This window comes from Paraburkholderia xenovorans LB400 (assembly GCF_000013645.1).
In the GTDB taxonomy this organism is placed as follows: domain Bacteria; phylum Pseudomonadota; class Gammaproteobacteria; order Burkholderiales; family Burkholderiaceae; genus Paraburkholderia; species Paraburkholderia xenovorans.
In genome coordinates this window covers 4,812,576-4,825,038 of record NC_007951.1, presented here as the reverse complement: position 1 = coordinate 4,825,038, position 12,463 = coordinate 4,812,576, and the positions used below count along the sequence as shown (strand labels likewise).

Sequence of the window (12,463 nt, the reverse complement as noted above, 5' to 3'; positions counted from 1 at the left end):
GAAATATGCAATTGCTTCGGCGTCCGATATAGTGTGGCGGCCTTGATGCGGTGAGGCCGGAGCGCGGCGTCGTGCGGCTTCGCCGAGGCGCCCCGGCAGGCTGGACCAGGTCCGCGCAAACGTGCCCCAATTGAGTGCCGCAGTGCACCACTAGGGTAATTGCTAGTTGTAGTAGAGCGGGTGCTCATTTAATCTTCATGCAGTTCTGATGCACCACGAATTTTGCAGGTGGAGAACGAGGAGACAATGAGGCACTCAGTGCCCAGACGAAAGCGCTGTTGGATTGATATCCAACAGCGCTTTTTATTTGCGCTTCCGGTTATTCGCCATTCGAATTTCCGGGCTAATTCGGTGGCCCTTTTTTATTCGCCGAAGCGGTCGCTATGTCGCACCGCAAAACCCTGCAAAACGCTTGCAGCGCGTGGCTTCCGTCCGCTAAACTCCCCATTCGCCGACCACTGGGTCGGGATTTAAATCCGTGGATTTAGATTCGAATGAAATAACGGGGTAGACAGAGGAGCGGAATGAAGTCGGCATTGCGTTGGATCAGCGCGGCACTGGTCGCCACTGGAGTCACCGCGGCATGGAGCAGCCATGCTTTCGCGGACGTGAAAATCGGCGTGACCGTGTCGGCAACGGGTCCTGCCGCGTCGCTCGGTATACCGGAAAAGAACACGATTGCGCTGCTGCCTAAAGAAGTGGCAGGCCAGAAAATCGAGTACATCATGCTCGACGACGCCACCGACTCGACTCAGGCCGTCAAGAACACGCGCAAGCTCACCAGCGAAGATCACGTGGATGCGCTGATCGGCTCGACCGTGGTGCCGAACTCGCTGGCCATGATCGATGTCGCCGCCGAAACCACCACGCCCATGATCTCGATGGCCGCTGCGGCGAGCATCGTCGAACCGATGGATGCGAAGCGCGCGTGGGTCTTCAAGACGCCGCAGAACGACATTCTCATGGCCACCGCGATCGCGCAGCATATGTCGAATCACGGCGTGAAAACGGTCGCCTTTATCGGCTTCTCGGACGCTTACGGCGAGAGCTGGTTCAAGGAATTCAGCAAGGCCGCGGACCTCGCGAAGATCAGGATCGTCGCGAACGAACGCTTCGCGCGTAACGACGCGTCGGTGACCGGCCAGGTGCTGAAAGTCATGTCGCGGAATCCGGATGCGGTGCTGATCGCGGGCGCGGGCACACCGGCTGCGCTGCCGCAGAAAACGCTCAAGGAGCGCGGCTACAAGGGCAAGTACTATCAGACGCACGGCGTCGCCAATAACGATTTCCTGCGCGTGTGCGGCAAGGATTGCGAAGGGACTTATCTGCCGGCCGGCCCGCTGCTCGTTGCCGATCAACTGCCCGATTCGAGTCCGGTGAAAAAGAGCGCGCTCGCCTATAAGCGTGCGTATGAAACCGCTTACGGTGTCGGCTCGGTGTCGACCTTCGGCGGGCATGCGTGGGACGCGGGCCTGCTGCTGCAACGCGCGATTCCGCTGGCGCTGAAGAAGGGCCAGCCGGGCACGCCCGCGTTCCGCGAGGCGCTGCGTGCAGCGCTGGAAAACACCAAAGACATGCCCGCGTCGCACGGCATCTTCAACATGAGCGCGAACGACCATTCCGGTCTCGACCAGCGGGCGCGCGTCATGGTGGAGATTGTCGGCGGCAAGTGGAAGTTGTCCGGCGACTGAGCGAAGGCGAAGCGATACGGATCCCCATTAAAAAAGACGCGTGCAGTTGACGCGTCTTTTTTATTGTCCGCATCGCGTGAAGAAGTGTGGTTCCGCGGCTTCAGGACAAACCCGCATTTGGGTGGCGGTCTATTGACCGTCGATCGCGCGGAACGCAATACTACTAACATATTAGTGTTTTGTTTGCAGGATATCGCAGCAGTTTGCAGTCGTAGTAAGCAGCAGGAAGGTGGCACCCAGGCAGCAAAGGCATTCGCGCTGAGCAGGGAAAACCATGCTTGGCACGCCAGAACCCTATAACTAGATTCAGACACCCGGCCCGTGAGCCGATTACAGATACGCGCTTCAAAGCGTTCGGAGACTTGCAATGAAAAAGACAAAGCAATGGGTACGCACCGGCATTGCCGTGGCGTTGATGTGCGGCGCGGGCGCGGCATTCGCGCAGGTGAAAATCGGCGTCACGCTTTCCACGACGGGGCCGGCTGCATCGCTCGGGATTCCTGAAAAGAACACGATTGCGCTGCTGCCGAAAGAGATCGGCGGCAAGACCGTGCAGTACATCATTCTCGACGACGCATCGGACACCGGCAAAGCCGTGCAAAACACGCGCAAGCTGATCGACGAAGATCACGTCGACGCGATCATCGGTTCGACCGTTACGCCGAATTCGCTCGCCATGCTCGACGCCGCTGCCGAAGGCAAGACGCCGGTGATCTCGCTGGCGGCGTCGGCGGCGATCATTTCGCCGATGGACGCGAAGCGCGCATGGGCCTTCAAACCGCCGCAAAACGACAGCCTGATGGCGGACGCTATCGCCGACTATATGGAGCATCACGGCGTGAAGACGGTGGGCTTCATCGGCTTCGCGGATGCGTACGGGGACGGCTGGAACAACGTCTTCACCGCCGCGGCCGCCGCGCACAACCTGAAGATCGTCTCCAACGAGCGCTTTAACCGCACCGACGCGTCGGTGACGGGTCAGGTGTTGAAGACGATGGGCGCCAATCCCGACGCCGTGCTGATCGCGGGCGCGGGCACGCCGTCGGCTCTGCCGGCCAAGACGCTCAAGGAGCGCGGCTACAAGGGCAAGGTCTACCAGACGCACGGCGTCGCCAATAACGACTTCCTGCGCGTGTGCGGCAAGGACTGCGAAGGCGAATTCCTGCCGGCCGGTCCGATCCTCGTGGCGGACCAGTTGCAGGCATCGAATCCGGTGAAGAAGTCGTCGGAGGCCTATAAGGCGGCGTATGAGAAAGCGTATGGCGCAGGCTCGGTGGCGACGTTCGGCGGCCACGCGTGGGATGCCGGCCAGATGCTGCAAGCGGCGATTCCCGTCGCGCTGAAGACGGCGCAGCCGGGTACCGAAGCATTTCGCGTGGCACTGCGCGGCGCACTTGAGAACATCAAGGAGCTGCCGGTCTCGCACGGCATCATGAATACCACGCCGACCGACCACAACGGCCTCGACAAGCGCGCACGCGTGATCGTGCAGATCGTCGACGGCAAGTGGAAGCTGCAGAACGACTAAATACAAAAGCGGTACGCGCCTCTCGCGCAACGTGCGGCATGTGACGCCGCATTGCCATTCTGTTCGATGACAATGGCATCGACCGCCGCGCCGTGTTCCGGCGCGGCGGTCGCCTTTTCTGATATTGCGGGTCGATGGACGGCCGCTGGTTCTGCCGTTCCGACTGTTTCCCGGTTTCGATTTCGACGCTTCAGGACGAGGAAGTATGGATCTATCAATTGCGGCGATCCTCGCGCAGGACGGCATCACCACCGGCGCGATCTATGCGCTGCTCGCGCTCGCGCTGGTGCTGGTGTTCTCCGTGACGCGGGTGATCTTCATCCCGCAGGGGGAGTTTGTTTCGTACGGCGCGCTGACGCTCGCCGCACTGCAGACACAGAAATTTCCGGCCACCTGCTGGTTGCTGATGGCGATGGGCGCAGCCTGTTTCGTCGTCGAGATAGCGGGGCTGGTGCGGCATCCCGAGCGGCGCCGGCATGCGGCTCGCACGCTGGTCATGCTGGTCGGCAAATACCTGCTGTTTCCAATCGCGGTCTACGCGCTCACACAGGGCGTTTTCATGCAGCCGCTGCCGATGATCGCGCAGATCGCGTTGACGCTGCTGATCGTGATTCCGATGGGGCCGTATGTGTACCGGCTTGCTTATGAACCGATCGCGGAGGCAACCACGCTGCTGCTGCTGATCGTGGCGGTGGCAGTGCACTTCGCAATGGTCGGCTTGGGTCTCGTCATGTTCGGTGCCGAAGGTTCGCGCACCACCGCGTTTTCCGACGCGACCTTCAACCTCGGCAGCCTGTCGATCTCCGGGCAGAGCTTGTGGGTCGTCGGCACAGCGGTCGTGCTGATCGGCGCGCTTTACCTGTATTTCGACCGCTCGATCTCCGGCAAGGCATTGCGCGCGACGTCGGTGAACCGGCTCGGCGCGCGGCTCGTCGGCATCGGCACGACGCAAGCGGGGCGCCTCGCGTTCACGCTGGCTGCGGGCCTCGGTGCGCTGTGCGGGATCCTCGTCGCACCCTTGACCACCATCTACTACGACTCGGGCTTCCTGATCGGTTTGAAGGGCTTCGTGGGGGCCATTATCGGCGGCCTCGTCAGCTATCCGCTGGCGGCCGCGGGCTCGATCCTGGTGGGCCTGCTGGAATCGTATTCGTCGTTCTGGGCGAGCGCTTACAAGGAAGTGATCGTATTCACGCTGATCATCCCGGTGCTGCTCTGGCGCAGTCTTGCCAGCCCGCACACCGAAGAGGACGAGGAGTGATGCGATGAAAAGGATCATGCAAAACAAGTTCTTCTGGTTGTTCCTCGTGGTGCTGTTCGCGCTGCCGGTGTTGCCGCAACCGATTCACGTGCCTGAGTACTGGGTGACGCTGCTCAACTACATCGGCCTGTATTCGATCGTGGCGATCGGGCTGGTGCTCCTGACCGGCATCGGCGGCATGACGAGCTTCGGCCAGGCCGCGTTTGTCGGCATCGGCGCTTATGCGACCGCATATCTGACCACGCAATACGGCATCTCGCCGTGGTTCGCGCTGATCGTGGGCGTGGTGGTGACGGCGTTGATCGCGTTGATGCTCGGGCTGGTGACGATGCGTCTGTCCGGGCACTTTCTGCCGCTCGGTACGATCGCCTGGGGGCTCGCGCTGTTCTACCTGTTCGGCAATCTGGAAATGCTCGGCAAATACGACGGCATCAACGGAATCCCGGTGCTGAATGTTTTTGGCATCAACCTGGAGTCCGGCCGCCATATCTATTACCTGATCTGGGTGGTCGTGCTCGGCGCGGTGATTTCTGTTCAGAATCTGCTTAATAGCCGGCCGGGGCGGGCGATCCGCGCGCTGCGCGGCGGCGGCATGATGGCCGAAGCGATGGGTGTGAATACCGCGTGGATGCGGGTGGTGATCTTTGTCTACGCGGCCGTGCTGGCTTCGATCTCGGGCTTTCTGTACGCGCACCTGCAACGCGCGGTGAACCCGACGCCGTTCGGACTGAATCACGGCATCGAGTTTCTGTTCATGGCCGTGGTGGGCGGGGTATCGCACGTCTGGGGCGCGGTGCTCGGTGCGGCGATTCTGACGGTTCTGCAGGACTATCTGCAAACGTTGCTGCCCAAGCTGCTCGGTGAGAACGGCAATTTCGAAGTGATCGTGTTCGGCGTCCTGATGGTGCTGCTGCTGCAGTACGCTCGTCAGGGCGTATGGCCGTTCGTGGCGCGGTTTTTCCCGAAGGGTCCGCGCGCCCATCTTGCCGATCATGCCGAACCGTTGCCGCAGCGCAGCAAGCCGACGGCTGGCGAAAACCTGCTCACCGTGAACAAGGCGCGCAAGCAGTTCGGCGGTCTGGTTGCAGTGAACGACGTCAGCTTCGAGGTGAAGGCCGGGCAGATCATCGGTCTGATCGGGCCGAACGGCGCCGGCAAGTCGACGACCTTCAATCTGGTCACGGGCGTGTTGCAAGCGACTAGCGGCGAGATCACATTCCGGGGCGAACGCATCGATTCGCTGACTTCACGTGAAATCGTCAAGCGCGGAATCGGCCGCACCTTCCAGCACGTCAAGCTGCTGCCGGGCATGACGGTGCTCGAGAATGTCGCGATCGGCGCGCATCTGCGCGGTCAGGCTGGCGTTTGGCGCAGTGTGGTGCGCCTGAACGGCGCGGAAGAAGCGCGCTTGATGGCTGAAGCGGCTCGTCAGATTCGCCGCGTCGGCCTCGAGCAGCATATGTACGACGAAGCCGGCAGTCTCGCCTTGGGGCAGCAGCGAATTCTGGAAATTGCTCGCGCGCTGTGCTGTGACCCGACGCTTTTGTTGCTGGATGAGCCGGCCGCCGGCCTGCGCTATCAGGAAAAGCTTCAGCTTGCCGACCTGTTGCGTCGCCTGAAGGCGGAAGGCATGAGTGTGCTGCTGGTGGAGCACGATATGGATTTCGTGATGAACCTCACTGATCGGCTGGTGGTTATGGAGTTCGGGACCCGGATTGCAGAAGGTCTGCCGCAAGACGTACAGCAGGACCCGGCTGTGCTGGAAGCTTATCTCGGTGGGGTGGAGTGATGGAGAACACGATGAATGCTGCTGGTCCGATTCTCGACGTGGACGGTCTGTCGGTCCGCTATGGCAAGGTCGAGGCGCTGCACGGCGCGGCGATCAAGGTGCGGGCGGGGCAGATCGTTTCGGTGATCGGCCCGAACGGCGCAGGCAAGTCCACGCTGTTGAACGCGATCATGGGTGCGTTGCCGACCACGGGCCACGCGAAGGGCGCTGTTTTGTATCAGGGCGAAGATGTCAGCGCTGTGCCGGTCGAAAAGCGTGTTGCGCGCGGCATGTGTCTGGTGCCGGAAAAACGGGAGCTGTTTGCGTCGATGACGGTCGAGGACAACCTCGTTCTCGGTGCATATCGGCGCAAGCGGGCAGGGGAGCGCAACTTTCTCGACCAGCTCGAGCCGGTTTTCACGTTGTTCCCCCGCTTGAAGGAGCGCCGCAAGCAGGCCGCCGGAACGTTATCCGGTGGCGAGCGCCAGATGCTCGCGGTGGGTCGGGCATTGATGGGCAAGCCGGATCTGCTGATGCTGGACGAGCCGAGTCTCGGTCTTGCGCCGTTGATCGTGAAAGAAATCTTCCACATCATTAGCGCGCTGCGGCAGACCGGCGTGGCCACGTTGCTGATCGAGCAGAACGCGCGGGCCGCGCTCCAGATCTCCGATTATGGCTACGTGTTGGAAACCGGCGAACTGGCGCTGGAAGGCCCGGCAGCGGAACTGGCGCAGAATCCGCGCGTGATCGAAACGTATCTCGGCTTGGCGAAAAAAGTGGCATAACGTTCGCCCGTCTCGCTGATTTCCGTTGTTCAAGCGGTGTGTTTCACGTGAAACACACCGTTTTTTTATGGGTTGGCCATTCGGACGAAATTCGGGCCTAAACCGAACCCGTTATAATTCGCCCATACATTTCCTTTGAAAGGCTCACGCGATGACCTGGCGTGAGATCCGCGATGCTCTTTCCCACAGAATTTGACGTAATCGTCGTCGGCGGCGGTCATGCCGGCACGGAAGCCGCGTTGGCTTCAGCTCGCATGGGCAATACGACGCTCCTGCTGACCCACAACATCGAAACCCTCGGCCAGATGAGCTGCAATCCGTCGATTGGCGGCATTGGCAAAGGCCATCTGGTCAAGGAAGTCGACGCGCTCGGCGGCGCAATGGCGGCCGCGACGGACGAGGGCGGCATCCAGTTCCGCATCCTGAATTCGTCGAAAGGCCCGGCTGTACGTGCAACGCGCGCTCAGGCTGACCGTCTGCTGTACAAGCAGGCTATCCGGCACCGGCTCGAAAATCAGCCAAACCTGTGGCTGTTCCAGCAAGCGGTTGACGATCTGATGGTGGAGGGCGACCGCGTCGTCGGCGCTGTGACGCAGGTGGGAATTCGTTTCCGCGGGCGCGCCGTGGTTTTGACGGCAGGCACGTTCCTCGACGGCAAAATTCACGTGGGGTTGAACAACTATACCGGCGGCCGCGCCGGTGATCCGGCGGCGGTTTCGTTGTCGGCGCGTCTGAAGGAATTGAAGTTGCCGCAAGGCCGTCTCAAGACGGGGACGCCGCCGCGTATCGATGGCCGCACGATCGATTTTTCGCAACTCGAAGAGCAGCCGGGCGATCTGGATCCGGTGCCGGTGTTCTCGTTCCTCGGGCGCGTCGAGCAGCATCCGCGGCAGGTGCCGTGCTGGGTTACGCACACGAACGCGCGGACGCACGACATCATCCGTGGCGGACTGGACCGTTCGCCTATGTACACCGGGGTGATCGAGGGGGTGGGGCCACGCTATTGCCCATCGATCGAGGACAAGATTCACCGATTCGCTTCAAAGGAGTCACATCAGATCTTCCTCGAGCCAGAAGGGCTGACCACGAACGAGTTCTATCCGAATGGAATCTCCACGAGTCTGCCGTTCGACGTTCAACTGGAACTGGTCCGCTCGATGCGAGGTTTGGAGCATGCGCACATCCTGAGACCGGGCTATGCGATCGAATACGACTACTTCGATCCGCGTGGGTTGAAGGCTTCGCTCGAAACCAAGGTTATCAGTGGGCTCTTTTTTGCCGGCCAGATCAACGGCACGACCGGCTATGAAGAGGCAGCAGCGCAGGGTCTGCTGGCCGGCATCAACGCGGGCCTGTATGTGCAGGGCAAGGAAGCATGGTGCCCGCGCCGCGATCAGGCTTACCTTGGCGTCTTGGTCGACGATTTGGTGACGCGCGGCGTGTCTGAACCGTATCGGATGTTCACGAGCCGTGCCGAATATCGTCTGAGTCTGCGCGAAGACAATGCGGATATGCGTCTCACCGAGATTGGCCGTGAGTTGGGTGTGGTCGACGACGTTCGCTGGGATGCCTTCAGCCGTAAGCGCGACGCTGTTTCACGTGAAACAGAGCGGCTTCGCACGACATGGGTCAATCCTAAGACGTTATCCGCCGACGAGGCCACAGCGCTGCTCGGCAAGCCAATCGATCACGAATATAGTCTGGCGGATCTGCTGCGCCGCCCGGGTGTGTCGTACGACGGCGTTTGCGCGTTGCGTGCCGGCGCGTGCGCCGCGCCTGAAACCTTGGCCGAAGACGACGTGCTGCTCGCGCAGATCAAGGAACAGATCGAGATTGGCATCAAATATCAGGGCTACATCGACCGCCAGGCGGGTGAAATCGAGCGAAATGAGGCGCACGAAAGTACGCGTCTGCCCGAAGGGCTGGATTACGCGGAAGTCAGAGGGCTCTCGTTCGAAGCACGGCAAAAATTGACGCAGTTTCGCCCCGAAACCATCGGCCAGGCGTCGCGTATTTCGGGTATTACGCCGGCGGCCATTTCCTTGCTGATGGTCCATCTGAAGCGCGGCTTGGGTCGTCGCCCGACGAAGCCCGCCGAGTCGGGCACCGACAGCGCGCCGGTGACGCAATGACGGTAAGCCAGAAGGGAAGCGGCAGGGAGGCGTTGGAGCCACTGCTGGCGGACGGTGTTCGCGAACTCGGCCTCGCCCTGAGCGATGCGCAACTCGGCAAGCTGCTTGACTACGTTGCGTTGCTGGCGAAGTGGAATGCCGTCTACAACCTGACGGCAATTCGCGATCCACGGCAGATGCTGATTCAACACATTCTGGATTCGCTTTCGATCGTGCCGCATCTCGCGCCGCTTGGGCCGTCCTCGGTACTCGACGTCGGTTCCGGCGGTGGTCTGCCGGGCATCGTGCTGGCGATTGTTCTGCCCGAATGGACCGTTACCGTGAACGACATCGTTCATAAAAAGACAGCCTTTCAGGCTCAGGGAAAGGCCGAGCTAGGGCTCGCGAATCTCTCGGTGGTAACCGGTCGGGTCGAGAGTTTGCAGCCGGGCGCCGAAGTACCGGCGAAGTTCGACGTAATTGTCTCGCGTGCATTCGCAGAACTCGCCGATTTCGTTACACTGGCCCGTCATCTGGTTGCGGAGCAGGGTGCGATCTGGGCCATGAAAGGCGTACGCCCAGACGGCGAGATCGAGCGTTTACCGGCGGGCGCCCACGTGGAACAGGTCATTCGACTGAATGTGCCGTCGCTCGACGCAGAACGGCACCTGATCAAGGTTGTGGTGGATGCCGGCGGCTAGCGCCTGGCGCAGACTGCTCACAGCCGCATCCGGTATCACACACGATTTTCACTTCATCCAGGCAGCAAAAGGGACACACCAACGATGGCAAAAATCTTCTGCGTTGCGAACCAGAAGGGCGGCGTCGGCAAGACGACGACCGCAGTCAATCTGGCCGCGAGCCTGGCAGCGCAGGGACAGCGAGTCCTTCTCATCGATCTGGACCCGCAGGGCAACGCCACGATGGGCAGTGGGATCGATAAGGCTGCGTGCACCAACACCGTCTACGAAGTGCTGGTGGACGGCGTCGCGGTGGCCGATGCGCGAGTGCGGCCGGAGGCCGTCGGTTATGACGTGCTGCCGGCGAACCGCGAACTCGCGGGCGCCGAGGTCGAACTGGTCAGCGTGCAGAACCGCGAGCGTCAATTGAAGGTCGCGCTCTCGGCAGTCGAAAACGAATACGATTTTGTGCTGATCGACTGTCCGCCGGCTTTGTCGCTGCTGACGCTCAATGGCCTGTGCGCTGCACACGGCGTTGTGATTCCGATGCAGTGCGAGTACTTCGCGCTAGAAGGTCTGTCGGACCTGGTCAATACGATCAAACAGGTGCACGCCAACCTGAATCGGGATCTGAAAGTAATCGGCCTGCTGCGCGTGATGTTCGATCCGCGCATTACGTTGCAACAGCAAGTCTCGGATCAACTGAAAGAGCATTTTGGCGACAAGGTGTTCGACGTCGTGATTCCGCGTAACGTACGTCTTGCCGAGGCGCCCAGCTATGGTTTGCCGGGCGTGGTATTCGACAGGGCGTCACGCGGCGCGCAGGCATACGTGCAGTTCGGCGCGGAAATGATTGAGCGGGTGCGCGCATTGAATGACGCGCCCCAGGCATCCTAAGCGGATCGAGGAAGCACGATGAACGCAGTAGCGAGAAAGAAGGGATTGGGGCGCGGTCTGGAGGCATTGCTGGGCGGCAGTGCCGACATTACCGAGGCTGTGGCGATCGAGGGCGCGCCGCACGTGCTGCCGCTCAGCAAGTTGCAGGCGGGCAAATACCAGCCGCGCACGCGTATGGACGAAGGCGCGTTGCAGGAGCTGGCGGCCAGCATTCGTGCGCAGGGGTTGATGCAGCCGATTCTCGTGCGCCCCGTGTCCGCGGACAAGTACGAGATCATTGCCGGCGAGCGGCGTTTTCGCGCGGCACGTCTTGCTGGCCTCGACGAAGTGCCGGTGCTGGTGAAGAACGTACCGGACCAGGCCGCCGCCGCGATGGCGCTGATCGAGAACATTCAGCGCGAAGATCTGAATCCGCTGGAAGAAGCACAAGGCATCCAGCGCTTGCTCGACGAATTCAATTTCACGCACGAGCAGGCTGCGGAATCGGTCGGCCGTTCGCGGTCCGCGGTATCGAATCTGTTGCGCCTGCTCAATCTGGCGTCGCCTGTACAGACCATGCTGCTGGCCGGCGATCTCGACATGGGGCATGCGCGCGCGCTGCTGGCGGTCGATGCCGCGACACAGATCACGCTGGCCAACCAGGTCGTCAACAAACGCATGTCGGTGCGCGAAACCGAAAAACTGGTAACGACAACGACCAGGACAGTGCCAGCGGTGAAGGCGCGTGCGAATCCGGACGGTGGCCGCGATACGCGACGACTCGAAGAAGAGTTGTCGGACTTGCTGGCGGCGACGGTCAAGATCAAACTCGGCCGACGTGGGCGCGGGCAGGTGCTGGTCGACTTCGGCGATCTGGACGCACTGGAAGGCATTCTGGTGCGATTGCGCGGCAACGCCACTGCCTGACTGGCGCGGTGAATGTGAGCGGTGTCAAAGTCTTGCGATGAGGCTCTGTGCAGATCGCAAGCTGTTGGCGCGCTATGGGTGTGCTGGACAGTAGGCGTTGTGGTGCCGCTTTCGTAGTCGAGGCGGGGCCAGCAAACGCACATAGCGTCGCCTGTAAAAGATTCAGGAACAAATCAGCGATCGATATTTGATGGATTCCTAAATAAACTCCACCGCACATAATCAGGATCGCTGAAATATCTATCCGTCGACGCCTGAGGTCCAATACGGCGCATCTCCCGTCTGAATCGCATCTGGCTTGCAAAGCGTCCAGCGTCCAGTTCGCTGTGTCCGCGCGATAAGACAGGTTCACAAAGCAGGGTGCGGCCTGACGCGCAATGTGAAAGCAGAAGCTGTCCTTCTCAAGCGCACTCATTCGGTGCGACCGACGTCCTTTACGCCGTTCTCCCTTGTCGAAGTCATGCGCGAGACTGTCGATCAGAGCACACCGATCGCCGCTTACCCGGCACCGGCCGTTATGTCCACTCGCGCAGGCAAAAATAGACGTTTGTTGCATTTTCGAGACGTCTGCTGCGACGTTAAAACGACCTGTCGACGGGCGCGAACTCACTCCATCCAAACCGCATGTTTTGGTGCACCCCTACAGCCTTACATTTGACGTCTTTCGTCTCGCCAGACGGTTGCTCCCGCATCGTGAAGAGGCTTTTCACGCTGGTTATTGAACGGCCTAAAGTCTTGAATTGCCTGCAACTATCGCTTACAATCGCCCGGATTTAATTGCACGGGAACCCCGTAAGCGCAACGTAAGCTCGCGGGCTGGAACAAGACTTTCGGAA

The 12,463-nt window shown here is 60.9% G+C and carries 9 protein-coding genes; all 9 read left to right on the top strand.

The annotated features are described in order from the left end of the window. The first annotated feature begins 524 nt into the window (after positions 1-524). The 9 genes from BXE_RS21750 to BXE_RS21710 all read left to right on the top strand — a co-directional run bounded on the left by BXE_RS21750 (position 525) and on the right by BXE_RS21710 (position 11,627). Entirely contained in the window at positions 525-1,691 is a 1,167-nt protein-coding gene (locus BXE_RS21750; RefSeq protein WP_011490303.1) for an ABC transporter substrate-binding protein, read from the top strand. A 367-nt stretch (positions 1,692-2,058) separates the two neighbouring features. After that, a complete protein-coding gene (locus BXE_RS21745) occupies positions 2,059-3,219 on the top strand; it encodes an ABC transporter substrate-binding protein (RefSeq protein ID WP_011490302.1) in 1,161 nt (386 codons plus the stop codon). A gap of 205 nt (positions 3,220-3,424) precedes the next feature. Further along, the gene (locus tag BXE_RS21740; protein ID WP_011490301.1) at positions 3,425-4,480 is read left to right on the top strand and encodes a branched-chain amino acid ABC transporter permease; all 1,056 of its coding nucleotides are present in this window, start codon (positions 3,425-3,427) and stop codon (positions 4,478-4,480) included. Positions 4,481-4,484: 4 nt separating this feature from the next. Further along, a complete protein-coding gene (locus BXE_RS21735) occupies positions 4,485-6,269 on the top strand; it encodes a branched-chain amino acid ABC transporter ATP-binding protein/permease (RefSeq protein WP_011490300.1) in 1,785 nt (594 codons plus the stop codon). 11 nt (positions 6,270-6,280) lie between these two features. Then, a complete protein-coding gene (locus BXE_RS21730) occupies positions 6,281-7,033 on the top strand; it encodes an ABC transporter ATP-binding protein (RefSeq protein WP_171910996.1) in 753 nt (250 codons plus the stop codon). Positions 7,034-7,206: 173 nt separating this feature from the next. Continuing rightward, positions 7,207-9,165, top strand: a complete 1,959-nt coding sequence (mnmG, locus tag BXE_RS21725) for a tRNA uridine-5-carboxymethylaminomethyl(34) synthesis enzyme MnmG (protein ID WP_011490298.1) — start codon at positions 7,207-7,209, stop codon at positions 9,163-9,165. Beyond that, positions 9,162-9,845 (top strand): 16S rRNA (guanine(527)-N(7))-methyltransferase RsmG, encoded by a 684-nt coding sequence (gene rsmG / locus BXE_RS21720; RefSeq protein ID WP_011490297.1) that lies wholly within the window; start codon positions 9,162-9,164, stop codon positions 9,843-9,845. Before mnmG ends, rsmG begins: the two co-directional genes overlap by 4 nt. Before the next feature lie 84 nt (positions 9,846-9,929). Next, on the top strand, positions 9,930-10,721 hold the full coding sequence (locus tag BXE_RS21715; RefSeq protein ID WP_011490296.1) for a ParA family protein: 792 nt from the start codon (positions 9,930-9,932) through the stop codon (positions 10,719-10,721). 18 nt (positions 10,722-10,739) lie between these two features. Further along, positions 10,740-11,627 (top strand): ParB/RepB/Spo0J family partition protein, encoded by an 888-nt coding sequence (locus BXE_RS21710; protein ID WP_011490295.1) that lies wholly within the window; start codon positions 10,740-10,742, stop codon positions 11,625-11,627. The last annotated feature ends 836 nt before the right edge of the window (positions 11,628-12,463 follow it).